The sequence below is a fragment of the Allomesorhizobium camelthorni genome (assembly GCF_011045125.1).
GTDB classification, from domain to species: Bacteria; Pseudomonadota; Alphaproteobacteria; order Rhizobiales; family Rhizobiaceae; genus Allomesorhizobium; species Allomesorhizobium camelthorni.
The window spans coordinates 86,666-112,408 of the sequence record NZ_JAAKZF010000009.1 but is presented as its reverse complement, the minus strand read 5'-3'; the positions used below and the strand labels follow the sequence as shown (position 1 = coordinate 112,408).

At 64.9% G+C, this 25,743-nt stretch carries 19 protein-coding genes; 8 read left to right on the top strand and 11 right to left on the bottom strand.

Features of this window, described 5'->3' with window-relative positions; genetic code table 11:
• The first annotated feature begins 321 nt into the window (after positions 1–321).
• From G6N73_RS10020 to G6N73_RS10005, 4 genes are all read left to right on the top strand, one after another.
• A complete protein-coding gene (locus G6N73_RS10020) occupies positions 322–1,167 on the top strand; it encodes an AraC family transcriptional regulator (RefSeq protein ID WP_165026956.1) in 846 nt (281 codons plus the stop codon).
• A 369-nt stretch (positions 1,168–1,536) separates the two neighbouring features.
• A complete protein-coding gene (locus G6N73_RS10015) occupies positions 1,537–2,148 on the top strand; it encodes a LysE family translocator (RefSeq protein WP_165026954.1) in 612 nt (203 codons plus the stop codon).
• A gap of 320 nt (positions 2,149–2,468) precedes the next feature.
• Positions 2,469–4,442: a hypothetical protein gene (locus G6N73_RS10010; protein ID WP_246251842.1), complete on the top strand. Its 1,974-nt coding sequence runs from the start codon at positions 2,469–2,471 to the stop codon at positions 4,440–4,442.
• Between the two features lie 10 nt (positions 4,443–4,452).
• Positions 4,453–8,154 carry a DUF7929 domain-containing protein gene (locus G6N73_RS10005; RefSeq protein ID WP_165026950.1) on the top strand — a complete coding sequence of 1,234 codons (3,702 nt, stop codon included), beginning with the start codon at positions 4,453–4,455 and terminating at the stop codon, positions 8,152–8,154.
• A 227-nt stretch (positions 8,155–8,381) separates the two neighbouring features.
• Here the strand turns inward: G6N73_RS10005 and G6N73_RS10000 are convergent, their stop codons facing one another.
• The 7 genes from G6N73_RS10000 to G6N73_RS09970 all read right to left on the bottom strand — a co-directional run bounded on the left by G6N73_RS10000 (position 8,382) and on the right by G6N73_RS09970 (position 16,551).
• Positions 8,382–9,173, bottom strand: coding sequence for an SDR family NAD(P)-dependent oxidoreductase (locus G6N73_RS10000; RefSeq protein ID WP_165026948.1), 792 nt, complete (start codon positions 9,171–9,173; stop codon positions 8,382–8,384).
• A 328-nt stretch (positions 9,174–9,501) separates the two neighbouring features.
• Complete coding sequence (locus G6N73_RS09995) at positions 9,502–10,980, bottom strand: mannitol dehydrogenase family protein (RefSeq protein ID WP_165026946.1); 1,479 nt, start codon at positions 10,978–10,980, stop codon at positions 9,502–9,504.
• A gap of 190 nt (positions 10,981–11,170) precedes the next feature.
• Entirely contained in the window at positions 11,171–11,947 is a 777-nt protein-coding gene (locus tag G6N73_RS09990) for an L-iditol 2-dehydrogenase (protein WP_165026944.1), read from the bottom strand.
• Positions 11,944–12,942, bottom strand: coding sequence for an ABC transporter ATP-binding protein (locus G6N73_RS09985; protein ID WP_165026943.1), 999 nt, complete (start codon positions 12,940–12,942; stop codon positions 11,944–11,946). The genes G6N73_RS09990 and G6N73_RS09985 overlap by 4 nt, the downstream gene beginning before the upstream one ends.
• 19 nt (positions 12,943–12,961) lie before the next feature.
• Complete coding sequence (locus G6N73_RS09980; RefSeq protein ID WP_165026941.1) at positions 12,962–13,786, bottom strand: carbohydrate ABC transporter permease; 825 nt, start codon at positions 13,784–13,786, stop codon at positions 12,962–12,964.
• A 246-nt stretch (positions 13,787–14,032) separates the two neighbouring features.
• Positions 14,033–14,905, bottom strand: coding sequence for a carbohydrate ABC transporter permease (locus tag G6N73_RS09975; RefSeq protein WP_165026938.1), 873 nt, complete (start codon positions 14,903–14,905; stop codon positions 14,033–14,035).
• Positions 14,906–15,240: 335 nt separating this feature from the next.
• Complete coding sequence (locus G6N73_RS09970) at positions 15,241–16,551, bottom strand: ABC transporter substrate-binding protein (protein WP_165026936.1); 1,311 nt, start codon at positions 16,549–16,551, stop codon at positions 15,241–15,243.
• Between the two features lie 392 nt (positions 16,552–16,943).
• Between G6N73_RS09970 and G6N73_RS09965 the strand changes: the two genes are divergently transcribed.
• The 3 genes from G6N73_RS09965 (at position 16,944) to G6N73_RS09955 (ending at position 20,324) form a co-directional block, all read left to right on the top strand.
• Positions 16,944–17,912: an aldo/keto reductase gene (locus tag G6N73_RS09965; protein WP_165026933.1), complete on the top strand. Its 969-nt coding sequence runs from the start codon at positions 16,944–16,946 to the stop codon at positions 17,910–17,912.
• A gap of 618 nt (positions 17,913–18,530) precedes the next feature.
• Positions 18,531–19,502 carry a phosphotransferase enzyme family protein gene (locus G6N73_RS09960; RefSeq protein ID WP_206078773.1) on the top strand — a complete coding sequence of 324 codons (972 nt, stop codon included), beginning with the start codon at positions 18,531–18,533 and terminating at the stop codon, positions 19,500–19,502.
• A gap of 207 nt (positions 19,503–19,709) precedes the next feature.
• Positions 19,710–20,324, top strand: coding sequence for a short chain dehydrogenase (locus tag G6N73_RS09955; protein WP_165026928.1), 615 nt, complete (start codon positions 19,710–19,712; stop codon positions 20,322–20,324).
• Positions 20,325–20,594: 270 nt separating this feature from the next.
• On the opposite strand, the gene G6N73_RS09950 is transcribed toward G6N73_RS09955, so the two are convergent.
• Both G6N73_RS09950 and G6N73_RS38255 read right to left on the bottom strand, forming a co-directional pair.
• Entirely contained in the window at positions 20,595–21,527 is a 933-nt protein-coding gene (locus G6N73_RS09950) for a LysR substrate-binding domain-containing protein (RefSeq protein WP_165026926.1), read from the bottom strand.
• 170 nt (positions 21,528–21,697) lie between these two features.
• Positions 21,698–22,051: a hypothetical protein gene (locus tag G6N73_RS38255; protein ID WP_165026923.1), complete on the bottom strand. Its 354-nt coding sequence runs from the start codon at positions 22,049–22,051 to the stop codon at positions 21,698–21,700.
• A 268-nt stretch (positions 22,052–22,319) separates the two neighbouring features.
• On the opposite strand from G6N73_RS38255, the gene G6N73_RS09940 reads away from it, so the two are divergent.
• A complete protein-coding gene (locus tag G6N73_RS09940; protein ID WP_165026921.1) occupies positions 22,320–22,808 on the top strand; it encodes a CAP domain-containing protein in 489 nt (162 codons plus the stop codon).
• 113 nt (positions 22,809–22,921) lie between these two features.
• On the opposite strand, the gene G6N73_RS09935 is transcribed toward G6N73_RS09940, so the two are convergent.
• Positions 22,922–23,878 carry a sugar-binding domain-containing protein gene (locus G6N73_RS09935; protein WP_165026919.1) on the bottom strand — a complete coding sequence of 319 codons (957 nt, stop codon included), beginning with the start codon at positions 23,876–23,878 and terminating at the stop codon, positions 22,922–22,924.
• Positions 23,879–23,967: 89 nt separating this feature from the next.
• Positions 23,968–25,710, bottom strand: coding sequence for a hydantoinase B/oxoprolinase family protein (locus tag G6N73_RS09930; RefSeq protein ID WP_165026916.1), 1,743 nt, complete (start codon positions 25,708–25,710; stop codon positions 23,968–23,970).
• Between the last annotated feature and the right edge of the window lie 33 nt (positions 25,711–25,743).

Genomic DNA, 25,743 nt, shown 5'->3' with positions numbered 1-25,743 from the left:
CTGCGCCAGCTTGGCAGCGTCGCCGCCCTACCTCCCTCGATGGGGGAAGGCGGGCGAGCGCAGCGAGGCGGGTGGGATGATCGCGAAGGCTGAAGCATGGGGTTGCCCCCTCCACCACGCTTCGCGTGGTCCCCCTCCCCCGCTTCGCAGGGGAGGAACCGGCGTCGCCGCTGATCCTCCCCCGTTTACGGGGGAGGGGTACCGCCGCAGGCGGTGGAGGGGGCATAGGCAGGGGTTGCAATGCGCCTGGCGCTTCAACACCGCCCCTCCCGTTGCGGTTCATGGCACGGGCAGGCAAACTGCCGGAGGAGGCATGACCAGATGGCACGAGCCCAATTCAAAATGCTCCGGTGCGCGATCGCCGGCGTGGACGCGGTGGAAGCGGAAACGCGCCACACATTTCCGCGCCATACGCACGAGCAGTTCGGCATCGGCGTCATCCATCGCGGCGCGCAGAAATCTCTTAGCGGCCGCGGCATGGTGGAGGCCGGCCCCGGCGACGCGATCACCGTCAATCCGGGCGAGGTGCATGACGGCGCGCCGATCGGCGACGCCGGCCGCTCCTGGCGCATGCTCTATTTCGACCCGCCGCTGATCGCCGACGCCGCCCGCGACATCAGCCAGGGCCGGACGAGCACGTTCGAATTCACCCGGCCGGTCATCGGGGACCCTCGGATCGCCGCCTGCTTCGGCGCGCTGTTTTCGGCGATGACGGCAGGCAGGCAGGACGCCGAAGACGAAGCGACGACGCCGGCCGGTGCGCAAGCGTCGGTCGCGCGCGAGGAAACGATGCTGATGCTGCTGGCGGAGGTCATGCGCGACGGGAACGGTTTTGTCCCGGACCGATCGATGCCCGCACCGATTTCCGTCGCCCGCAGCCTGATCGACGACGATCCGGCGGCGGCGATCACGCTGGCCGACTTGGCGCGCGAAAGCGGCCTCAGCCGCTTCCAGGTGCTGCGCGGTTTTGTGAGGGCAACCGGGCTTACGGCACATGCCTATATTCTCCAGCGCCGGATCGCGGCCGCGCGGCGGCTGATCGCGCAAGGCAGGCCGTTGGCGCAGGCCGCCCTTGAAAGCGGCTTCGCCGACCAGAGCCACATGACCCGAATGTTCGTGCGGACCTATGGGATTTCGCCCGGCGCTTATGCCGAGGCGGTCGGCTGATTTTGGTGGCTATGCCAATGGGCCGGTAGAGTGATCGGCAGCCCCACGACCACCAGTCAACCTCTCTTTCGAACATCCTTGCCAGAATCTCCTCCCCGTTCGCAGGCTGGCGATCGCATATGGAACATGTTTGGGCGAAGCTCAGTGGCCGCCTGTTCTGCCCCGCCTTTGACTTCCGATGTGGCGAGGCATGGATTCCCTCAGGTATGGACACCCGGCGAAACGTCCGCTCGCACCTGATTTGCAGCGCTACGACGCGCGTCGGTTAGCGATTTCATCCATCCGAAAAGCACTGCAATTTCGTTCAAGACCAGCTCCTCCCGATCGGCTTTCCTGCGGTTCCGAAAATCCCGAACCTGGAGCGCCATCATGACCCCCGAATATCTGCTGACCTCGATCATCGTCATTCTCCTGCCGGGCACCGGCGTGCTCTACACGCTGGCCTTCGGGCTGAGCCGGGGCTGGAGCGCCAGCGTACTCGCGGCAATCGGCTGTACGCTCGGCATCGTCCCGCATATCGCGGCCAGCATAGCCGGGCTGGCGGCGCTGCTGCACACCAGCGCGCTGGCTTTCCAGATCGTCAAATATCTCGGCGTCGCCTACCTGTTCTACATGGCCTGGGGGGTGATGCGGGACGGCGGCGCGCTGCAGGTTTCCGAACGCCACTCCACGCGCTCGCCGGCAAAGATCATCGCCAGCGGCTTCATGCTGAACATTCTCAACCCCAAGCTGTCGCTGTTCTTCCTGGCCTTCCTGCCGCAATTCGTGCCGGCGAACACGCCCAGCCCGACCTCCTACATGCTGGGGCTGGCGGGCGTGTTCATGGCGCTGACCTTCATCGTCTTCGTCGGCTACGGCGCGTTCGCCTCGGCGACAAGGCGCTACGTCATTTCGAGTCCCAGCGTGCTTGCCTGGCTGCGGCGCGGCTTTGCCGGCGCCTTCGCGGCGCTTGGGCTGCGGCTCGCGCTGTCGGACCGCTGACTGCCCGCTCGGTGAACCTTTCTCCTTTCCGCCGCGACTGAGCGTCCAGGAGCCGCATGGTGCGGCCCCGGAAAGGAAAACCCATGACCACCGACAGTTACAGGTCAACGGGACCAGCCGGCGCTCAGTGCGACCACCGTTTCGGAGACGAAACGGACGCGCTGGGCTTCGGCCTCGTCCCGTTGACGCAACGTCATTGCCCGCGTAACGTGCAGATGAGGGGCGGACACCGTATTGCCAGGGGGGAAAGTGCCGGACACGCGGCGGTCGTTCGCGCGGCCGCACCGGTGGTTTCTCCGACGAAATTCGGGAGAAGCCTCATGCCGCATGTCCGCGGAACATCCATCCTGCACGCCCTTCACCATCGCCGCCGCAACGCACTGGCCTCGACGAGCGCAATCGTCGCGCTGGCGCTGACGGCCGGGCTCTGGTTCGCCGGCCCCGGCAGGGCGCAGGAAACGCAGATCATCCATCCCGGATCGATGGCGGCGACCGGATTTTCCGGCACCATCATTCCCAATTTCGACGAGGGACTGCCGCCCGGCGTCGACCCGGTCGACGAAACCTTCATCGACCTCGACCGCGCAACCTTGCGCGTTTTCGACGTCAATGCGCTCGGCGGACCGCCTTCCGGGCAGCTCGTCTATACGCCGCAACCCTTTGAGGTGATGGCCGGCCAGATCGGCCAGGTTTTCGGCCTCGCCTATGACGACGGCGTTCGCGACGGCATCTCGAGCGGCGTGCCGAACCTCTATGCGGCCGCAAGCTCGCTGCACGGCGTCCGCATCGTCACGCCCGACGAGGACGATGACGGCCGGCCGGAACGCCAGCGCCGCGGCGCGGAAGGCGCGACCTTCATGGAAGGCCAGTTCGCCGAGGAGAATGGCGGCGGGCCCGGCACGATCTGGAAGATCGACGGGCTGACCGGCCAGGTCTCGCTGTTTGCCGACATCGACAGCAATAGCGGGCCGGGCATCGGCAACGTCGCCTTCGACAAGGCGCACCGGCAGTTCTTCGCTTCCGACCTCGACACGGGCCTGATCCACCGCATCGGCGCCGACGGCGCCCTGATCGACATCTTCGATCACGGCGTTGCCGGACGGCCGGCGCGCGGCCTCGACGCCGTCGCCGACGACGGCGCGGTGATGGACATAGAGGGCGCTGCCTTCGACAGCGAGGACCCCGACACCTGGGGTTACACGCAGGACGAACGCCGCGTCTGGGGCGTCCAGGTGCATGGCGGCCGGCTCTACTACGCCGTCGGCGAGAAGGCGGAAATCTGGTCGGTCGGCATCGCCCGCGATGGGACGTTCGCTGCCGATCCGCGCTGGGAGCTGACAGTCGCCGCTCCCGAGGAGCTGGCGGTGACCGACATCGCCTTCGACACGCGCGGCTTCATGTATCTCGCCCAGCGCGGCGAGATCGACAACCGCTACGACTATAGCCGCTTCGCCGATTCCGGCGACGGCGTCGTGCTGCGCTATTGGCGCGAAAGCCCCGACGATCCGGCGACGGAATCGATCTGGGTGGAAGCGCCGGAGGAATATGCGGTCGGCTTCCCCGAAGGCCACCGCCAGAGCGCCGGCGGCATCGACCTGCAATATGGCTATGACGCGCAGGGCTTCATCAACACCAATGCCTGCGCCGATACGCTGGTGAAGACCGGCGATAAGCTGCGCGACAATCCGGCGCTCGAAGAGCAGCTCATCCCGGGCGGGCCGCTAGCCGTGCACGGCGTGCAGATCACGCCGACGCCGTTGGTGCGCCCGAAGAACGAGCCGCCATTCGGCAGTTGGTTCGTCGATTTCGACGGATTTTTCGAAGACCCGGAAGTCGAGGGCCATGTCGGCGACGTGGAAGTCTGGCGGCCCTGCGAAGGCCGCGCCGGCTATTACGAGCCGGTTCCGGGCGGCGGCTACCCGCCGCCCATCTGGCCGCCGATCTTCCCGCAGCCGGGGGACGACATTCCGCCCTGCATCGATCTCGATGCGGTCGAGTATTTCTGCACGCCGGCCGGGCTCGAGGCCGATCTTTACGTGCGCGACGTCGCCGGCATCGGCGGCGACACGATCAAGGCCGACTCCAGGACACCGGGGATCGGCGTTTCGCCCCTGCAGCAGACGCAACCTGCAGGCGCTCCGTTCACATTGGGCATTACCGGGCACTTCCCCGGCGAGAATGTCGATGTCGGGCTCTGCTTCTACAGGCAAGCCGATGCCGAACGGGGCGGCTACTACCCGTGCTGCAAAGTCACGGTGACGCTCGAAACGCCACCCGCAAGCTGCGCGCCGTGAGGAGGGAGAGATGACCATGTTCTCACATCTTCCCCTGGCGGGGCGCACTGAAACCGATGTCATGGAGACGATCATGAAACCTGCAACCATCGCCGCGCGCGCGTCGCGCTGGCTGATGGCGGCCGGGCTGGCGTTTGCCTCCTTCGGCATCGCACCCGCCGCCGCCCAGACGCCGCTTCTGGTTCCGGCCGACGACAGGCCGCTCATCGAACTCGACAGGCCGGATGGACCAATTCAGGAGCGCGAGCGCGTCGAGCCGTTCTTCGAGAAGATCGGCAAGCAGATAAGCTGCGAATACGTCAAATACCGTCTGCGCTTCGGCGCGGAGGGCGAACCGGAAGTGCTCAACAGCGAAAAATTCGGCAACGAGCTGAAGCAGATCCGCATGGATTTCCGCGACCAGCTTCCGGCCGGGCTTTCAGTGGTCAATGTCGAGATAAACGGCGACATTACCGACTCTGCGGGCGGACCCGCACCGGCGGCTTCCGTCTCGACGACGGGTTCGCCCGACGACACGGTGACGATCGAGGATTTCCGCCTCTCGGGAACAGACCTCGATGGCGACGGCCTTCTGGACCGGCGCTATTTCGACGTGATCATCACGGCGAAAATCGACCACGCCGCCTTCCCGGCGGCGACCGCGGTCGACAATCAGGGTTTCGTCACGCTCGCCCGCCCGGGCGCTGCCGCGATCGAAATCCCCTCGCATGACCCGGCATTGCCGGACGATGGCGATTTCCTGACCGGCAAGCCGACGAAAATCGGCATCGACGTGACCGATTGCGAACCGCCTCCGCCACCGCCCCCGGGCGGCGACGAGGCCTGTTTCGAGGTCGAGACCGGCGATGTCGACTGCGTGCCTGGCGGCGGCGCCTTCATCTACAACATGCCTGTCGGCGCCGACATGGCCGGCAAGTGGGTGCAGCTCCGCACCACGACGCCGGGCATCATGGTGGCGCCCGCGGCGCAACTCGTGCCGGCCGGCGGCGGCGTGCTCGCCTGGACGATCACCGGCGCGTTGCCGGGCGACGTCGTGCACCTGATCGTCACCGGCATCGAAACCTATGCCGGGCCGGAAGAAGGCGTCGGCCTCTGCTGCACGCAGACCGTCGACCTCGTCATCCCCGACGATCTCGACTGCCCGGACGAACGCGGCGAACCCGACATCAGGATAGAGAAGCGCGCGGACGTGGCGACCTGCACGATCGAAGGCGGCTGCAACTTCACCATCACCGTCTCCAATGTCGGCGACGCGCCCTATAACGGGAAGATCGTGCTGGACGAGGTCACGCTGCCCGGCAATGCAACTATCGACAGCGGCCCGAACCCGCCATGGGTCTGCGCCCCGCTGACCAGCCCGATGAGCTGCGAGCATCCTGCGACCACGCTCAATCCTGGCGAATCCATCGACCTGAAGCTCGGCTTCAAGCCGGGTGCCGGCTGGGGCGCCCGCTACATCCGCAACTGCGCCGCATATGATTATCCGGCGAGCGAGAAGGAGCTGTTCGGCTCGCAGGCGAACGACAGGGCCTGCGCGGCAATCAGGCTCTGCCGTCCCAACGACCGGGATTGCAGGCCGCCGGTGGAGAAGAAGGTCGATCTCGGCATCACCAAGCAGGCCCGCACTCCGGTCTGTTCGCCCGACGGCGTCTGCTTCTTCATCATCAACGTCATCAACACCGGCGCCGAGACCATCAACGGCCCGATCACCGTCATCGATGAATATCCGGTCAACGTGCCGGCTTCGTCCGACTTCGTGCCGTCGCCGCCATGGTCGTGCGTGCCGGAAGTGGCCGGGCGGTTCCGCTGCGACCATCCGGACGTGATGCTGGCTCCAGGCGCTTTCATCCCGCTTGGCGTCAGGGCGATCGTCGGCGACGATTTCCCCGCCGACCTCCTCGAGAACTGCGCCGAAGTGCTGCCCGTTGCCGATGAGAGCGATCTCACCAACAACAAGGCATGCGCCAAGGCGCGCATCCCCCGCCGCGATCCGGGCAAGCCGACGCTCCGCATCACCAAGACCTGCGAAGCGGTGGCCGGCGCTGCGGGATATACCTGCCGCATAACCGTCATCAGCCTCGGCACCACCGCGCCTTCGGGCCCGGTCCGGGTCAATGACGCGGCCGAACTGATCGGCGCCGGCACGCCCGTCCAGATCCAAACCGTCACCCCTGACGGCGCGGAATGGAGCTGCGGACCGGTTCCGGCCGACACGCTGTCGTGCCAGATCCCGGGCGCGGTGATGACACCCGGAACGAGCCGCCATTTCGATGTGACGGTGAACGTCTCGCCGAACGAGCGGTTCGAGAACTGCGCCCGCGCCTCGTACGGGCCCGCACCGGGAGACGACATCGTCTATCCGATCGGCGAAGCCTGCGATCAGGGCGGCTCGAGCATCAGGGTCGAGAAGACCGGCGACCGCGAGTGCCGCGTCGGCGAGCCCTGCACGTTCGAGGTCACCATCCGCAACGACAGCGACACGGCGTTCAACGGGCCGGTGCGGATCGGCGACGCAATCGGCGTCGAAGGTCTCGGCCGTCTCGAAGGCGTCGAGATCGCCGAGATAGTCCCGCCCTTCGGCTGCGCGCCGGAGCCGACGACGCTGCCCATCTCCTGCGTCGCCGACCTCTCGCTCGGAGCGGGCGAAGCCAGGGTCCACCAGGTCACCGTGGTGATCCCGGACGACGGCCGCTTCGACAACCAGAACGGCCCGATCAACGGCCGCAACTGCGTGGCGGTGCTCAGCCCCGACACGCCGGTGCGCAATGGCGGCGGTCTTTCGGAGGGCCAGTCGCTCGTCGAGGGCTCGCCCGAGGAAGGCCAATATGCCTGCCATCCGTTCACGATCTCCAAGCCGGAACAGCCCAAGGATCAGTGCTCGGAAGGGTTCGTGATGAACAATGCCGGCCGCTGCGTCTGCCCGGAAGGGACGACCTTCCGCAATGGCCGGTGCACGGGCGACCAGGGCACCACGCCGACCCCGACGCCGAAACCGCGCAAACCGCAGCCGCAACAGTGCAACTTGTTGCCCGGACAAATCCGGACACAGGACGGACGCTGCATCTGCCCGCGTGGGACCGAGTTGCGCAACAACCGCTGCGTCAGGGACGTTCCGCCCGTGCGCCAGTGCACGCTGCTGCCCGGCCAGATCCGGACCCAGGACGGTCGCTGCATCTGCCCGCGTGGAACCGAGCTGCGCAACAACCGCTGCGTCAGGGACGTACCGCCGGTCCGCCAGTGCACGCTGCTGCCCGGCCAGATCCGGACGCAGGACGGGCGCTGCATCTGCCCACGCGGAACCGAGCTGCGCAACAACCGCTGCGTCAAGGACGTGCCGCCGGTCCACCAGTGCACGCTCCTGCCCGGCCAGATCCGGACCCAGGACGGCCGCTGCATCTGCCCGCGCGGCACGCGCCTGGTGCGTGGCCAGTGCCGGCAGACGACGGTCGAGTGCCCGAAAGGCACAACGCTGCGCAACGGACGGTGCGTCACCGTCCAGCCGCTCAGTTGCCCACGCGGAACGATCGGCACGCTGCCGAACTGCCGCAAGGTGGAGGTCCAGCCGCTCCGTTGCCCGCGCGGCACCGTTGGCACGCCTCCGAACTGCCGGAAGGTGACGCAACCCACTCAGCCCAACATCCGGATCAATCCGGATACGTTGAGAAAGATCCTCCCCCGGCGCGAGCAGCAGAACCAGAAGCCGGTTCAATAGAAGCAGGCGAGTTGCCTGAAGCGAAACCCCGCCGGCCCAGCCGGCGGGGTTTTTGTCTGCCGCGCGGCTTTGGCCGGCCCGTGAACCGTTTCGCGCCGCCGCGCGACACACCTCCGGAAAACGAACACCATCCAGGAGGAACCAATGCAATGCGAAATCGATGAAATGCACCGTCGCGGCCGTGGCGCCTGCCGCTCCCGCCCTCTCCGCCGGCCGGCGGCCAGCCTTCAGATCGTCCTCAGCATGCCGCCGTCGACATGATAAGTGGCCCCGACCGCGTAGCTCGCGCGCTCCGAGCACAGGAAGACAAAAAAGTTGGCGAGTTCCTCGACCGTTCCGAAACGCTTGATCGGCGCGTGCTCGTCGGCGACGGATTGCAGATAGCCCTCCCAGTCGCCGCCGGTTTCCGCGGTAAGTTGCTTCGCCGTCTTGATCCAGTCGGGCGTCAGGATCAGCCCGGGATTGATGGTGTTGACGCGGATATTGTCCTTGATCACCTCATTGGCGAGGTTTTTCGAGAACATCAGCAGCGCGGCCTTGGTGACGTTGTAGATGGGCTCGTACCATAGCGGCTGCACGGCGCATATCGAGGCGTTGTGAAGTATGGCTCCACCACCCCGCGCGCGCATCATAGGCACGAAGCCGCGCGCCAGCCGCACCGCCGCCATCACATGCAGTTCCCAATAGGCCTGCCACTTGTCGTCGGCGGCCTCCATGATTGTCTCGTTGGAACCGGTGCCGGCATTGTTGATGAGAATATCCGCGCCGCCGAATTTTTGCCGCGCGGCCTCAACCAGGGAAGCCGCGCCTTCCGCCGTCGCCACGTCGCACGCCACGGGAACCGCGGTGACGCCATGCTCTCTCGCGATCCGCGCCGCCTCGGCTGCAAGGCGCTCCTCGCCACGCGCGGCCATGACGAGGTTCGCGCCCTCCCTGGCGAAGGCTTCGGCGACGCCGAGCCCGATGCCGACGCTCGCGCCGGTGATGACGGCCACCTTGTTTCTCAGTCCGAGGTCCATGCGGTTCTCCAATCTATTCTTCTTGTCAGATCAACCGCCGGAGTTGGGCTGATGCAATGTTAGGTGCGTCCTTCGAGGCTCGCTTCGCTCACACCTCAGGATGAGGACCGTATGGTAACCTGCCTCAACCTTCGAAGTTGACCGAAACAGCATTGTGGTTTCGGTCACCACTAGCTTTCGGGGATCGTTGGACGACACCAGTTTGAGGTTTCAACCGACACCGGCCTTTAAGGTTGTCGGCCAGCACCAACTTCCCTCATCCTGAGGTGCAAGCGAAGCGAGCCTCGAAGGACGCACTATACTCACGTGCGGGCGGCGGGCATCGGCTTCACAAGCCGCCCTCCAAATATCTCCCCAGCGTCTCCCGCGTGCCGTCCCGCCACAGCGCCTTCAACGCAACGCCAAACGCCTCAACAAATACCGGCGACCGGCCGACCTCGCCGTAAATATCCTCCATGGCAAGCCACGCGGCGGGATCGGCCAGCGCAGCGCGGGCGGTCGTCAGCAGCCGGTCCCAGTTCGGATCGTTTGGCGCGATCTTGGCGCCGGACTCCGTGGTTCCGAAGCAATAGCGGCACCAGAGCGCCGATTCGAGCGCCAGGCCCTCTACGGCTGCCCCTTCCTTCAGCCGGTCGGCGATGGTCGGGATGATGAATTTCGGCTGCCGGTTCGAGCCGTCGAGACATAGCCGGCGCACCGTGTCGCCGATCTTCGGATTGGAAAGGCGCTTTTCGATCAGCTCGAAATAGTCGTCCAGCACCACGCCCGGCACCGGCGGCACCGTCGGGATGATATCGTCGCGCTCGAGCTTGGCCAAAAACGCCCGCACCAGCGGCTCCTGCATCGCCTCGTGGACGAAATGGATGTCCATCAGCCCGGCGGGATAAGCGATCGTGGCGTGGCCGCCATTCAAAATGCGGATCTTCATCAGCTCGAAGGGCGAGACGTCGTCGACGAACTGGACGCCCGCCTTTTCCAGCGCCGGCCGGCCGGCCGGAAAATTGTCCTCCAGCACCCATTGCCGGAACGGCTCGCAAAACACCGGCCAATTGTCCTCGACGCCGAATTTGTCGGCCAGGATCGCGCGTTCGCGGTCGGTGGTGGCGGGCGTGATGCGGTCGACCATGCCGTTGGGAAAGGCGACGTTCTCTCTCACCCAGTCTGCCAGTCCGTCATCGGCGATCCGCGCCAGGCCGATGATCGCGTCAGAGGTGACATGACCATTGTGGGGAATGTTATCGCACGACATGATCGTGAAAGCCGGCGTCCCGGCCTGGCGACGCCGCTTCAGTCCGGCCAGGATCATGCCGAACACGGTCGACGGCCGGTCGATGTCTGCTGCGTCAGCGACGATCGCGGGATGCTCCGGATTGAATTTTCCCGAAGCCGGATCGATGAAATAGCCGCCCTCGGTGATGGTCAGCGAGACGATGCGGATCGCGGGATCGGCGAGCCGGCGGATGATGGCGGCGCTGTCGCCGGGGACAAGAAAATCGACCATCGCGCCGGTTACCCGCGCCTGCACGTGGCCGTCATCCTGCTCGACCACGGTGGTCAGAAAATCTTGGCTCGCGAGCTTGTCGCGCCCCACTCTCTCGCCCTCGAAGACCCCCGCCCCGACCAGCGCCCAGTCGCGGTCTATCCCGGCGTTGAACAAATCGTCGAGATAGACCGCCTGGTGCGCGCGATGGAAATTGCCGACGCCGAAATGCAGGATTCCGGGGGTGAGGTCGCTGCGGCGGTATTTTGGCGCGGCGACGCTTGAGGGGAGGTGGGTCAGAGACTCGGACGACAATTTGATGGTCATGTGAACCGCACCTCTTATTTGCTGCGTGGCGCCGCCGTCGACGACCCCTTCTCCCCGTCTCTATACGGGGAGAAGGTGGCCCGAAGGGTCGGATGAGGGGCGGCACTGGCCTTGCAAATCTTCGCGCTGCCCCTCATCTGCCTGCCGGCATCTTCTCCCCGTGAACGGGGAGAAGAGCGAAGCGGAGCCCTCAACTCATCCACTGGCCGCCGTCGACATTGTAGGTCTGGGCGACGATGTATTCGGCCTCGGCGCCGGCGAGGAAAACCGCCATGCCGGTCAAATCTTCCGCCCTGCCCATGCGGCCGAACGGCACCGCTTCGCCGACCAGCCGTTTCTTCTCGCCTTTGGGCCGGTTCTCGTATTTGGCGAACAGCGCATCGACGTGGTCCCAGTGCTCGCCGTCCACCACGCCCGGCGCGATCGCATTGACGTTGATGCCGTGCTTGATGAGATCGAGCCCCGCCGACTGGGTCAGCGAGATGACGGCGGCCTTGGTCGCGCAATAGACCGCCACCAGCGCCTCGCCGCGCCGCCCGGCCTGGCTCGCCATGTTGATGATCTTGCCGCCTTTTCCGCGCGCGATCATCGAACGGGCGGCGGCCTGCATCATGAACAGCGTGCCCGCGACGTTGACCGAAAACAGCCTGTCGTAGCTCGCCCTGGAAATCTCGACGATGGGCGCTGCGTCGAACAGCGCCGCATTGTTGATCAGTATGTCGAGCCCGCCCGCCTTTTTCTCGACCGCCTTCACCGCCGCATCGATGGAGGAAAGGTTGGTCACGTCGAGGCTGACCGCATAGGCAGCGTCGCCGATCTCGTCGGCAGCCTTCATCGCCGCATCCAGGTTGATGTCGCCGATGCAGACGGTCGCGCCTTCGCGCACATAGGCTTCGGCGAAGGCGCGGCCGATGCCCCGCGCAGCGCCGGTTATCAGAGCCGATTTGCCGGCTAATCTCTTCGTCACATGGCTCTCCCGTCTTCGCTGAACCGGTGCAGTTTTGTCGGGTCGGGCGTCAGGAAAACCGTGTCGCCGTGCCGCACCGAGATTTCGCCGTCGGCGCGCACCGTCAGCGGCCCGACCCCGTCGGCGTTGACATGCAGGAACGTGTCGGAGCCGAGATGCTCGGCAACGCCGACCGTTGCCTTCCATTCGCCAGCGCTGGTCGAGATCTGCATGTGCTCGGGGCGGATGCCCACCGTCGCGGCGCCATGCTTGGCCGCAACCGCGCCGTTGATCAGATTCATCTTCGGCGAGCCGATGAAGCCCGCCACGAACAGGTTCTTCGGCGTCTTGTAGAGCTCCATCGGCGAGCCGACCTGCTCGATATTGCCGGCGTTCAGCACCACGATCTTGTCGGCCATGGTCATCGCCTCGACCTGGTCGTGGGTGACGTAGATCATCGTGGTCTTGAGCTGGTGGTGGAGTTCGCTGATCTCCAGCCGCATCGTGCCGCGCAAGGCGGCGTCGAGGTTGGACAGCGGCTCGTCGAACAGGAAGGCCGACGGCTGACGCACGATGGCGCGGCCGATGGCGACGCGCTGGCGCTGGCCGCCGGAAAGCTGTCCCGGCCGCCGGTCGAGATAGTTGGTGAGGTTGAGGATGCGCGCCGCGTCCGCCACCTTGCGGTCGATCGCCGCCTTGTCCTCCCCGGCCATCTTCAGCGGGAAGGCGATGTTTTTCGCCACCGTCATGTGCGGGTAGAGCGCGTAGGACTGGAACACCATCGCCAGCTTGCGCTTGGCCGGCGCCTCGCCGGTGACGTCGCGCCCGTCGATGACGATCGCGCCGGCGCTTGTGTCTTCGAGCCCGGCGATCAGCCGCAGAAGCGTGGACTTGCCGCAGCCCGACGGCCCGACGAAGACGACGAACTCGCCGTCCTCGATGGTCAGGTCGATCTCCGGGATGATGACCGTCGCCCCGAAGGATTTCGACACATTTTTCAGCGTGATCTGGCCCATGGCTTCCTCCCCGGGGATTCTATTTAACCGCGCCAAAGGTCAGGCCGCGCACCAATTGCCGCTGCGAGAACCAGCCCATGATCAGGATCGGCGCGATGGCCAGCGTCGAGGCGGCCGAAAGCTTCGCCCAGAACAGCCCCTGCGGACTGGAGAACGAGGCGATGAACGCCGTCAGCGGGGCCGCGTTGGTCGTCGTCAGGCGGATCGTCCAGAATGCCTCGTTCCATGCGAGAATAATATTGAGCAGCATGGTCGAGGCGATGCCGGGGATCGCCATCGGCGTCAGCACATAGACGATCTCGTTCAGCAGCGAGGCGCCGTCCATGCGCGAGGCCTCGAGAATCTCGCCGGGTATCTCGCGGAAATAGGTGTAGAGCATCCACACCACGATCGGCAGGTTGATCAGCGTCAGCATGACGGTGAGACCGATGCGGGTGTCGAGCAGGCCGGTGTCGCGGAAGATCAGGTAGATCGGCACCAAGACCGCCACCGCCGGCATCATCTTGGTCGACAGCATCCACATCAAGATGTCCTTGGTCCGCTTGGTCGGCGAAAACGCCATCGACCAGGCGGCGGGTATGGCGACCAAAAGCGCCAGCAGCGTCGAGCCGACCGAGATGACGACCGAATTCATGAACGGCTTGAAATAATCGCGCTGCGTCTGCACCTCGACATAGTTCTCGGCGGTCCAGCTAGGGAACAGGCTGAACCCCGCAATCGCCTCGGGCTCGGTCTTGAACGAGGTCAGGATGGTGTAGAGGATCGGGAAGAAGATCACGAACGCGACCAGCCATGCAGCTGCGGTGAAGGCTGCCTTGCGTCGTGTCGAAACTGCGCGGGCCATGGCTAGGTCTCCTTCACGGGATGCATGAGGCCGCCCCCTCCAGCGCCTTCGGCGGTCAGCTTGCTGGACGCCCCCTCCACCATGCTTCGCATGGTCCCCCTCCCCCGCTTCGCAGGGGAGGAACCGGCGTCGCCGTTGATCCTCCCCCGTTTACGGGGGAGGGGGACCGCCGAAGGCGGTGGAGGGGGCGATGCCCGAAGGCGATTGGGTGTCGACAGTTCGAATGTCAGTCGCATTAGTTCGCCCTCACCTGTCCAGATTCTTGCCGACCGCGCGCATCAGGAAGAAGGCGACGATGTTGGCGAGGATGACGGCGATCACCCCACCCGCCGAAGCTCCGCCGACATCATAGCCGAGCAGCGCGGTGCGGTAGATCAGGAAGGGCAGGTTGGTCGTGGCGTAGCCCGGGCCGCCATTGGTGGTGACGAGGATCTCGGCATAGACGCCGAGCAGGAAGATGGTCTGGATCAGGATGACCACAGTGATGGCGCGGGCCATGTGCGGCAGCGTCAGGTAGATGAAGCGGTTGACGAAATTCGCGCCGTCCATCTCGGCCGCCTCCTTCTGCTCGGCATCCAGCGACTGCAGCGCGGTCAAGAGGATCAGCGTGGCGAAGGGCAGCCACTGCCAGGCGACGATGACGATGATTGAAAACAGCGGATACTGCGCGAACCAGTCGACCGGCTGCAGCCCGAAGAACCGGGATATGTCGGCGAAGACGCCGTAGCCGGGGTGCATGATCATGTTCTTCCACACCAGCGCTGCGACAGGCGGCATGACGAAGAAGGGCGAGATCACCAATATGCGCACGATGCCCTGCCCGAAGATCGGCTGGTCGAGCAGAAGCGCCAGCGCAATGCCGCCGATGACGGTGATCAGCAGCACGCCGACCACGATCAGAAGCGTGTTCCAGATCGACTGGAAGAAGGCGGGGTCGGTATAGAAATACTGATAGTTGAAGAGGCCGGCGAAGCTGACATTGCCGGGGTTGAGCAGATTGTAGTTCAGGAACGAGAACCACAGCGTCATCGCCAGCGGCACGGTCATCCAGACGAGCAGCAGGATCACCGACGGCGCCATCATGAAGCGCGCTAGCGTGCCGGTCTGTCGCGTGGCCATGATCTTCCTCCGAAATGAACCGCTTCGGCTGCACTATTTCTCGCCGGCCTTTTCAGGTCGGAGACTCGGCGCTGACGACCCCCTCCCCCTTGAGGGGAGGGATAGAGGGTGGGGGTATGAAGGCTGCTTCCCTACCTGATTTCACACAAAGTAGTTCTGACATGCTTGATGCGGTTCTACCCCCACCCTCTATCCCTCCCCTCAAGGGGGAGGGGGTCGTCAGCGTCCAGTTCCAATCGTACATGATTGCTCTGGTAAGAACGGGAGCGCTGTCCTTGAAAGGGGCCGCCCAGGCTGGGACCCGGACGGCCAGGCACCGGGAGGATGCCCTATGCCTATTTGATGTACCCGCCACGCGTCATTTCCCGCGTCGCAACCGACTGAGCCTGCGCCAGCGCGTCGTCGACGCTCATCTGCCCGGCGAGTGCGGCCGAAAACAACTGGCCGACCGTCGTGCCGAGCCCCTGGAATTCGGGGATGGCGACGAACTGCACACCGGTATAGGGCACGGGCTTCACCGTCGGCTTGGTCGGGTCGGCGGCGTTGATCGAGTCCAGCGTCATCTTGGCGAAGGGCGCGGCCTTCTGGTATTCGGGATTCTCGTAGAGCGAGGTGCGGGTGCCGGGCGGCACGTTGGCCCAGCCTTCCTTCTCCGCCACCAGCGCCAGATAATCCTTGCTGGTCGCCCAGGAGATGAATTTCTGCGCGGCGTCCGCCTTCTGCGTGCCGGCCGGAACCGCCAGCGACCATGCCCACAGCCAGTTGCCGCGTTTGCCCAGTCCGGTGTCGGGCGCCAGCGCGTAGTCGACCTTGTCGGCGACGATCGAGTCCTTCGGGTTCGACACGAAAGACGCCGCGACCGTGGCGTCGATCCACATGCCGCATTTGCCCTGCTGGAACAGCGCCAGGTTCTCGTTGAAGCCGTTCGAGGACGCGCCCGACGGGCCGGCGTCCTTCATCAGGTCGACGTAAAACTGCAGCGTGTTCTTCCACTCGGGCTGGTCGAACTGCGGCGCCCAGTTCTCGTCGAACCAGCGCGCGCCGAACGAGTTGGAGGTGGCGGTCAGGAAGGCCATGTTCTCGCCCCAGCCGGCCTTGCCGCGCAGGCAGATGCCGTTGATGTCGGCGGCTCGGTCGGTCATCTTGCGGGCGGCGTCGGCCACGAACTCCCAGGTCGGCGCATCGGGCATGGTCAGCCCGGCCTTCTCCATCAGGTCCTTGCGGTACATGATGAACGAGCTTTCGCCGTAGAAGGGCGCGGCATAAAGCTTGCCGTCCACGGTCAGGCCGCCGCGGATCGCGGGGATGATGTCGTCCGCGTCGTAATCCGCGCCGAGGTTTTCCAGCGGCAGCAGCCAGCCCTGCTTGGCCCAGATCGGAACCTCGTAGGTGCCGATCGTCATCACGTCATACTGGCCGCCCTTGGTGGCGATGTCGGTGGTCACGCGCTCACGCAGCACGTTCTCCTCGAGCGTCACCCATTGCAGCTGGATGTCGGGGTTCTTGGCGGTGAAGTCGTCCGTCAGCTTCTGCATGCGGATCATGTCGCCATTGTTGACCGTGGCGATGGTGATGGATTCGGCGTGAGCGGCAAACGCAAGTGCGCTCGCGGAACACAGGCCCAGAATGAGCGTGGTCAGTTTCATGAATTCCTCCCATAGACCAAGTGAGCATTTGCCTTGGCTGTGGGCAATTATTCACTTACCGTGATTTATGTCAAGCGGGATTCTGTGCTGCAGTGCGGCAGGGCTGGCACTCGAGACATCGCACCGGAATGCATCGAGCGAGCCCGGCTATTGCGTTGAACCCGCCGCCATTCACGGCTCCGGCGGGCTTTGTGAACAAATTGCGCATCCGAAGCGGCGGTCCAGCAGCCGATACCGCTGTTATTGCAGCGATTTTTCCGTGTCGCCCGCGCGCTGTTTCGAGATTTTATCCCCGGTGGCGGCGGGAGCTTCGCGCAGGACCCGCCTTCGCGGGGTAGCCGACCCGGCGCAGGATGCTATCCTGCCCGCCTCTCACCAAACGGAGCATGGCAATGGAAAAGCGTCGGTTCGGCACGATTGGCGAGGTCAGCCGCCTCACCCTTGGCGGTGGCGGCATCGGTCAGGTCTGGGGCAGCACCAGCCGCGAAGAAGGCATCGCCACCTTGAAGCTGGCCGTCGATGGCGGGATCGACGTCATCGACGCCGCGCCCGGCTACAAGGTCTGCGAAGCACTCATCGGCGAGGCCTTCGGCGGCCGCCTGCCGGAGGGGATGAAGATCACTACCAAATGCGGCATCGGCTCCCCGCCGGCCGGGGAAGTCTATCCGAAATTCCGCGCCTCGCTCGAGCAGAGCCTGGCTGCAATGCGGCTCGAACGGGTCGATCTGTTCTTTCTCCACAACGAGATCTGCCCGGACGATTTCGCCTATCCGGTGGACAATGAGCGCCTGTCCGAATTCGCGACGGCGTGGTCGCTCTATCGCGACGCCGTCGTGCCCGCCTTCGAGCGGCTCAAGCAGGAAGGCCTGATCGGCGCCTGGGGCATCACCGGGGTGGGCGTACCCGAAGCGATCATCGACGCGCTGCAAGAGGCGCCTCGCCCTCAGGCGGTCCAGGCGGTGGCCAACCTGCTCGACAGCCCGGGCGGGCTGACGCGGCTAAGAACTCCGGCGCGGCCGCGCGACATCATCGCTACGGCGCAGGCGAACGGTGTCGGCGTGATGGGAATCCGCGCCGTGCAGGCCGGCGCCCTCACCAGAGCCATCGACCGCCCGCTCGACCCCGACCATCCCGACGCCCGCGACTTCGTTCGCGCCGCCCCGTTCCGGGCGCTATGCGACAGATGGGGCGCGGACCCGGCCATCATCGCTCATCGCTATGCACTCGGCATGGATGGCGTCGACACGCTGGTGCTCGGCGTCAAGAACCGCGAGGAATTGCGCCAATGCCTCGACGCCGAGGCCGCCGGCCCGCTGCCGCCGGAGGAGACCGCCGCAATCGACGCGCTACGGCTGCGCTGACCAGCGCCGCGGCATCCTGCGAGCAGCATCGGCGGCATCCGCGCCGCCGAGTGAGATGGCCGCCTCCCTTCGTCATCAACTCTGAGCGTGCTGCTTATCGGCATCTGCACCGAGGGAAGCGTGCATTGACTGGCGCTGTGCTCGTCATTCCGGGGCCGCGGAGCGGAACCCGGAATCCAGAGCGTCGGCACTTAAGGAACGAGATGCATCCGATGCGATCGGAGCGAGATCGGACGCTGTCGGACAACTGAACGAGGACCAGCGTGCTGGATTCCGGGTTCCGCTTCGCGGCCCCGGAATGACGAAGGACCTGAAATGAAGTCGTGAAAGACAATGCCATCGCCTCTGCGCTTGCCGGCGCGCCCGCCCCAACGTCGTCATCCTCGGGCAAGCGCAGCGAAGCGGAGCGCGACCCGGGGATCCATGCCGCGACGGCGAAAACATAAGAGCCGGTGCACGCAGGGCAATTCCCGACGCTGACATATCGGCCAGGCGTGACCGACCTGAACGTTGCGGTCTTTCAGTGACGATGGTTATATCAAACAGTGCCCCCGACAAATCGCGTTCCTGCACCGCCGATCTTCCTGGAAAGGCATAGACGTGCGAACTCTCTATTCTATGCCCGCTGCAGATGACGTGGCGAGGCTCGTAAACGACGCATACGACATCGGTGAGGTCACGGCTTGCAACCTGCTGAACCGCGGGTTCAACGACACCTATGAGCTTGGTACAGAGGCAGGTCGGCGTTTCGTGCTCCGAATTGCAAATCGCCGTACGCGTAATGAGGCAAATCTCGACTACGAGACGGCATTTTTGGCGTATCTCGATGAATGCAAAGTTCCGGTCGCGGCGCCAGTTACTGCGCGAGATGGCCGGCACTGGTGCCTGGGCTCCTTTGCAGAAGGCCCGCGACCGGTCGCGTTGTTTCATTTCCTACCGGGGCGAACCGCACGTCACGGGTCCGCGCCCGACGCATACGCGCAAGGACGAACCTTGGCCGAGGTCCATCGGGCCGGCCAATCGTATGCAGGTCCTGCAAGTCGGTTTCAGCTCGACTTCCAGCACCTCGCGGCCCGCCCGCTCGCCGCCCTTCTCGCTCTCCGAACGCTTGAGACCGCACATCGCGACTTCTTTGCAGCGCTTGTGCCGCGGCTGGGGGAGCGTTTGGACGCGGCTAAAGGCACACTCGCATGGGGCCACTGCCACGGTGATTGCCATGGGTTCAACGCCAGGATCACCGAGAGCGGCTCACTAGGCCGGGCGGCTGCCTTCTTCGACTTCGACGACGGCGGTCCCGGTTGGCTCGGATATGATCTGGCAGTCTATCTCTGGAACAAGGCGCTCAATCCCGCCACCCTGAATCTCTGGCCCCCATTTCTGGAAGGCTATCGGAGCGTTCTCCCGCTTGCCTCGAATGATCTCGATGCGACGCTTCTGTTCGTCCCCATCCGGCACATCTGGCTGCTCGGAGAGTACGCTGCCCATGCATCCATATGGGGCCTTGATCACCTGTCGACGGCGTGGCTGGACAGACAGGTGGCCTTCCTGCGCAACTGGGAGGAACAACATCTCCTGACACGTCTCTTCTGATCAAGAACCTTGAGCGCTTGGCTGTGGTGCCGAAGGTTCTCCCAAATTCCCCGAGAGGCGATCATGGCGGGCTGGTAGTGTCCAACGTCACCTGATTCCCCGCGAGGAACGCCACCACTCCCACAGCGCAAGCGGGCCTCTTTGCTATTCGGTTCACACTCACGATGGGTGGGACTGACGAACCTTCCGCCAGAAAAGGAACGCATCATGAAAATTATCCTCGTCGGAGCCAGCGGCACCATCGGCAAGGCCGTGGATACGGAGCTAAGTGCCCGCCACGAAGTCGTGCACGTCAACCGCACCAACGGCGACTTTCAAGTCGACATTGCCGACCCGACGTCGATCGAGCGACTTTACGAGCAGACCGGCGCGTTCGACGCCTTGGTCTGCACCACCGGGAAAGTTCATTTCGGGCCGTTCGAACAGTTCACCTCAGAGCACTTCGAGCTTGGCTTGCGCAATAAGCTGATGGGCCAAGTCAATCTTGTGACCCTGGGCCTAAAGCACATCCGCGACGGCGGCTCGTTCACCCTGACCAGCGGCCTTCTCAACGATGATCCGATCCGCGAGGGTGTGTCGGCCGCCTTGGTCAACGGTGGGCTTGAGGGGTTCGTTCACGGCGCGGCGATCACGCTGCCGCGCGGCCTGCGCATCAACGTCGTCAGCCCGACCGTGGTCGAGGAATCATTGCCGGCCTATGGTTCTTATTTCCGGGGGACCAAGGCCGTGCCCGCGAGCGAGGCCGCGCTTGGCTATGCCAAGAGCGTCGAGGGCGCGCAAACCGGCCGCGTCTATCGCATCGGCTGGTCTCGCGACCATTGAAAACTTACCAGGTTGCCAGAACCACCCGCCAAATCGATGCGAAAAGCTTGGCTCGCGAAGGCAATTCGGCGAGTCTGCCGCAACCAAGCCGGGTGGCCGAGTGAGTGACGCGAGCGCCCCTGCTTCGTCATCCTCGGGCAAGCGAAGCGGAGCGCGACCTTGGGATGCCATGCCTCAACGAAACGCGTCAGAGCCGGTTCAAAACAGGGAGTGCCTGAACGGCCCACAAATCAAACTCTTCAATGATCGGCTTATCCGAAGTAACGTCCGTCATCCCTCGGCTTCGCCCAGAAACGCCTTCATCTCGGCCAGGATCCACGTCCGGAAGGCGCTGACTTTCGGCGCGTTGCGGCGCGATTCGGGATAGGCCAGCCAGTAGGCGTGGCCATCGTTGCAGACGAGGTCGAAGGGCTGGAGAAGCCTGCCGGCGGCAAGGTCGGCGGCGAAGAAGGCGGGCGTCAGCATGGCCACCCCGCCGCCGGCGATCGCAACGCCGGCCTCGAGCGACTGCGAACCCATGCGGCTGCGCGTCCGGTTCTGCAGCCCGTCGGTCGGCACGCCCGCCTCGGTCAGCCACTGCGTCCACCACGGATCGTCCGGACCGACGATCGGCAGCCGCAGCAGGTCGGCGGGCTCCTTCACCCCGCCTATGCTTTCAGCGAGCTTCGGGCTCAGCATCGGTGTGAAGCCGGTATGCATCAGCAAATGTGTTTCCAGTCCCGGCCACTTGCCTCCGCCGGCACGGATCGCCACGTCGATTTCCTGCTGAGCGAAATCGACGAAGCGCGGCGAGGTGTCGAGCCGCACCGCGAGCGTCGGATGCGCCATCTGGAACGAGCCCAGGTGCTGCGCCAGCCATTGCGATGCAAAAGTCTGGACGGTGCTGATCGACAGCGTGCCCTGAGCACCGCTGCGGCCCGAGGCCCAGGCCGAGGCGATCATCTCGAACGCCTCGGTGATGGCGGGCGCGAGCCGCTGGCCCGCCTCGGTCAGCGCCACCTGGCGCGGCCGGCGCAGGAAAAGCGGCGCGCCGAACCGCTCCTCCAGCACCTTCACCTGATAGCTGACCGCCGCCTGCGTCATGCCGAGTTCGGCCGCGGCTTTGGTAAAGCTCAGATGCCGCGCGGCGGCCTCAAAGGCCCGGAGCGCCTGCAGCGGAGGGAGCGGAGGGGGCTGAGGGAGCGGAGGGACGTGCGAAGCCATGATGGATTAAACTGCCTTATGCATGCCTATCGACATTCAATTGGAAACTAGCGCCTTTCGGGACCAGATTGAAGGCCAACGGATAAAGGGAGCAACCCTTGAAAAGGTTGGCAGACACGATGGCGCATACAACGGTACGGCTCGAACAGGCCCATAGCGGATTCCTGAATTCATGGCTGGCAGCGTGGTTTGCGCGGCCCGGCCGCCGCCAGGCGAGGCTGGATGTCAGGGACCTGTCCGATCATCTGAAGCGCGACATGGGGTTTCTCGACGGAAATCGCGTGGGCCGGAGGAGGTGAAGGCGTCGCGGTGACCGGGCGGTGTCTCTCATGAATACGGGGCCTCTTTGCCCCGGCGATGATGTCTCCCACGTTCCGGCATGGATTCCCGACACTCTCCGCTCGTTCCTCGCTCACGAGGTCGGGAATGACGAATGCATTGATGTCTCCGCCGATCTCGAGCGTTGCTGGCTTGCGGAAACCCAGCGTTGACAATTTGCGGAAGCGCCCCACGAAGTCCGTCATTCCCGACCTCGTGAGCGAGGAACGAGCGGAGAGTGTCGGGAATCCATGCCTGAACGCAAGAGAGATGACAGCACGGCAGGAAGCTCGCCGAAAACTAATACGGCTGTGCGATAGGCTGCCTTCTACAACTCTGTTAGGGCAGGTCAGTCGCAGAAGCGACAACGACACCGCCCTGCCCGGCAAATGCCACAATGAACGTTATTCCGGAAACCGGGCGTTAGCGGCTTAAGCCGAAAATGCTCCTGACTGATATCAACCGGGGACGTTCATGCCGGATTCTCACTCTCCCGCCGTCGGGCGGCGTCTTCTCCCGATGGCGGCAATCTGCGCCGCGCTGGCTCTCGCCGCCTGCCAGACCGGCGGGTCTGTCGGCGACAGCGGCGGCGCATCGGTGTCCGGCGTTTCCTATCTCACCGAGATCCGCACCTCGCACGGCCTGCCGCCGCTCGCCTACGATGCGCGGCTGGAAAAGGCGGCGCTGCAGCAGGCCGCCTTTATGGCGCGGTCGCGCCGCATGGAGCACACGACCGGCTGGGGCAAGGATTTCGGTCGGCGCATGAAGAAGAACGGCGTCGACGCTCCCGCGGCGGAAAACATCGCCCAGGGCCGCATGGAAATGGACAAGCTGTTCTCCATGTGGATGAACTCCTCCGGCCACCGCCGCAACATGCTCGACCCGCGCTTCAACCGCTTCGGCTTGGCCTATGCCGGTGAGGCGGACGGCCGCAAATACTGGGCGCTGGTCGTCGGGAAGTAGGTTTATCCCGCGAAGAGCATGATTCCCAGCCGAAGGTCGGCCAGCGAAAAGTCGAACGAGATCATGCGACAGGACAATAATTTGGAGCCCCATTCCGATCCCGTCGGAATGGATCAGGCTTCAAGCAGTGCCTCGGCGGTGCGTTCGTCGGTGATCAGCCCGTTGATCAGCCGCCGCGTGGCAGCCGCCAGTATGCCGGGGACCTTGCGCTCGCCCATGGCCAGCGCGATGACCAGCGATTTTTCGCGCGAGGGCAGCGGCGCCGAGGCGACGCGGTCATTGGTGATGCCCTCGATCAGCCGGCCCTCACGGTCATAGGCCCAGCCTACGATCTCGGCCACCGCGCCGGCCTTCTGCAGCGCCTTCAGCTCGGCCTCGCTGATGAAGCCGTCCTCGTAGAGCGGCGCTTTCGGGCCAAGGTCGCCAATGCCGATGAAGGTCACGTCGGCTCGCGCGGCGAGCGCCAGCGTCGGCTGGATCATCGGCTGGGACAGCAGCATTTCGCGCTCCTCCGGCGAGGAGGCGATGACCGCCAGCGGCATCGGGAATGAGCGCGCCTTGATGCGGTCGGCCATGGTGAAGATGACGTTGTAGAAGGCGGCCGAGCCGTCCGGCGAGATGTTGCCGGTGAGCGAGACGAGCTTGTGCTGCGGGCACTCCATCGACGGCAGCTGCTCGATCGCCGCCTTCAGCGTGCGGCCGGTGCCGATCGCCATGACGATCGGCTCGGTCGAGCGCAGCCGCCGTTCGATCTCGGCCGCCGCCGCTTCCGCTACGCCGAGCGTCGTCGAGGTCGATGAAGGGTCGCTCGGCACGACTTCGACGAGATCGAGCGCGAAGCGCGCCTTGAGCCTGGCCGCGAGGTCGAGGCAGTTTGCGATCGGATGGTCGACGCGAACCTTGATCAGCCCTTCAGAGACCGCGAGCGACACCAGCCGCTGCGCGGTTTGCCGCGATACGCCAAGCTTCGCCGCGATCTGGTCCTGGGTGTTGCCGGCGACATAATAGAGCCAGCCCGCTCGCGCCGCGTCGTCGAGCCGGTTGCGGCCGGTGTCCTGCCGGATATTCACGATCCTGTCCTGCCTCCTGCCCTTTCCGAGCAGTTTCGCAGGGAATCGAGGAATGCGCAATTGCCAATGCACGGCGGCAATTGTTCGGCCTATTGGGCTCCGGAACGGAGCGTTTCGGTCGCAGCAAGGTCGATCTGACCGTCGGCGCTGAGCGCCACAGCAAACAGCTCCGCCGCCTGCTCGGCCGTGTAATATCCCAGCCTGACATCGCGCAGCACCAGCACCGGATCGCGCAGGAACGGGTCGCCGTAGCCGCCGCCGCCGGGCGTACCGACGCACACACGGTCGCCGGCTTTCAGCGGAATGTCCTGCTCCTTGGACAGGTGCTTCGGCACATGCGGCTTGCCGTCGCGGAAAACGGTGACCGTGTTGACCACGCCGTCCTTGCCGCCGCAGGCGCCTTGCGGGCCGGTGCGGCCATGGTCCATGACGAAGGATGCACGCGCCTCGCCGCGCAGGATCTCGACCTCGTAGGCGAGGCCGAAGCCGCCGCGTTGCGTTCCCGCGCCGCCCGAGCCTTCGCGCAGCGCATAATGCCGGTAGAGCACGGGATAGGCCTGTTCCATGATTTCGACCGGCGGCGATTTGGAAATGCCGATGGTCGAGCAGCCGTTGGAGAGGCCGTCATGCGAGATATTGCCGCCATAGCCGCCGCCGGAGATCTGGTACATGACGTAGTCGCGGCCGCGCGCCGGGTCGTTGCCGCCGAGCGCGAAATTGCCGCTAGAGCCGGCGGGCGCGGCGGTGACTTTTTCCGGCAGCGCCTGGACCATGGCGGCGAATACCGCCTCGGCGATGCGCTGCGACACCTCGGCCGCGCAACCCGACACAGGCCGCGGATATTTCGCGTCGAGGAACGTGCCCTCCGGCCGCTTGACGACCAGCGGCTCGAACGCTCCGGCGCTGATCGGCACGTCGGGAAAGATGTGGCGCATGGCGAGATAGACGGAGGACAGCGTTGTCGCGAGCACGCTGTTCATCGGGCCGATGCAGGGCGGGCTGGATTCGGAAAAGTCGAAAGTGAGCGTGTCGCCCTTTTTCTCGACCGCAAGCGCAATGGTCAGCGGCTGATCGACGACGCCGTCGGAATCGACAAAAGCCTTTGAGCGGTAGACGCCGTCCGGGATGGGAGCGATATGCGCTCGCATCTGCTCGGCCGCGCGGTTTCGCAACTCGGAAATCGCCGCAACAACAGTTTCGTCTCCGTAACGATCCAGGATGGCAAAGAGCCGTTCCTGTCCGACATAGAGCGCGGCCGCCTGGGCGCGGATGTCGCCGATGCGCTGGTCGGCGACGCGGATGTTGGAGCAGATGATCGCGTAGATTTCCGGATCGAGTTTTTTGTTCTTGAAGAGTTTTACCGGCGGCAGGCGCAGCCCTTCCTGCTCGACGGCGGTGGCCGAGGCCGAAAATCCGCCCGGCACCGAGCCGCCGATGTCTGGCCAATGACCGGTGTTGGAAAGCCAGCAGAAGATTTTTCCGCCGCGCCAGACCGGCATGGCGAAGCGCACATCCATCAGATGCGTGCCGCCAAGATAGGGATCGTTGACGATGTAGATGTCGCCTTCCTGCGGCTCTAGGCAGCGCCCGTCGGCGATCATCTCGATGATCGTCTTGGTGGAGTACTGCATCACGCCGACGAAGACCGGCAGGCCCTGCGAGCCTTGTGCGATGAGAGAACCGTCTTCGGCCGAATAGATGCCGTCGGAACGGTCATTGGCCTCGGCGATGACCGGCGAGAATGCAGCGCGCGAGAACGTAAGGTCCATCTCGTCGCAGGTTTGCTGGAGCGCGGCTTGGATGACGGAAAGGGTGATGGCGTCGAGGGTCATGGGTTGGCTCCGGCGGAACCTCTGAGTAGCAGT

Excerpts from the sequence above, each read along its gene's own strand:
- G6N73_RS09940 (WP_165026921.1), top strand. The coding sequence starts at position 22,320 with ATGCCGGATTCTCACTCTCCCGCCGTCGGGCGGCGTCTTCTCCCGATG.
- G6N73_RS09930 (WP_165026916.1), bottom strand. The coding sequence starts at position 25,710 with ATGACCCTCGACGCCATCACCCTTTCCGTCATCCAAGCCGCGCTCCAG.
- G6N73_RS09985 (WP_165026943.1), bottom strand. The coding sequence starts at position 12,942 with ATGGGCCAGATCACGCTGAAAAATGTGTCGAAATCCTTCGGGGCGACG.
- G6N73_RS09970 (WP_165026936.1), bottom strand. The coding sequence starts at position 16,551 with ATGAAACTGACCACGCTCATTCTGGGCCTGTGTTCCGCGAGCGCACTT.
- G6N73_RS10020 (WP_165026956.1), top strand. The coding sequence starts at position 322 with ATGGCACGAGCCCAATTCAAAATGCTCCGGTGCGCGATCGCCGGCGTG.
- G6N73_RS09965 (WP_165026933.1), top strand. The coding sequence starts at position 16,944 with ATGGAAAAGCGTCGGTTCGGCACGATTGGCGAGGTCAGCCGCCTCACC.
- G6N73_RS10015 (WP_165026954.1), top strand. The coding sequence starts at position 1,537 with ATGACCCCCGAATATCTGCTGACCTCGATCATCGTCATTCTCCTGCCG.
- G6N73_RS10000 (WP_165026948.1), bottom strand. The coding sequence starts at position 9,173 with ATGGACCTCGGACTGAGAAACAAGGTGGCCGTCATCACCGGCGCGAGC.
- G6N73_RS09975 (WP_165026938.1), bottom strand. The coding sequence starts at position 14,905 with ATGGCCACGCGACAGACCGGCACGCTAGCGCGCTTCATGATGGCGCCG.
- G6N73_RS09950 (WP_165026926.1), bottom strand. The coding sequence starts at position 21,527 with ATGGCTTCGCACGTCCCTCCGCTCCCTCAGCCCCCTCCGCTCCCTCCG.
- G6N73_RS09960 (WP_206078773.1), top strand. The coding sequence starts at position 18,531 with ATGCCCGCTGCAGATGACGTGGCGAGGCTCGTAAACGACGCATACGAC.
- G6N73_RS09995 (WP_165026946.1), bottom strand. The coding sequence starts at position 10,980 with ATGACCATCAAATTGTCGTCCGAGTCTCTGACCCACCTCCCCTCAAGC.
- G6N73_RS09955 (WP_165026928.1), top strand. The coding sequence starts at position 19,710 with ATGAAAATTATCCTCGTCGGAGCCAGCGGCACCATCGGCAAGGCCGTG.
- G6N73_RS10010 (WP_246251842.1), top strand. The coding sequence starts at position 2,469 with ATGCCGCATGTCCGCGGAACATCCATCCTGCACGCCCTTCACCATCGC.
- G6N73_RS38255 (WP_165026923.1), bottom strand. The coding sequence starts at position 22,051 with ATGACGGACTTCGTGGGGCGCTTCCGCAAATTGTCAACGCTGGGTTTC.
- G6N73_RS09980 (WP_165026941.1), bottom strand. The coding sequence starts at position 13,786 with ATGGCCCGCGCAGTTTCGACACGACGCAAGGCAGCCTTCACCGCAGCT.
- G6N73_RS10005 (WP_165026950.1), top strand. The coding sequence starts at position 4,453 with ATGACCATGTTCTCACATCTTCCCCTGGCGGGGCGCACTGAAACCGAT.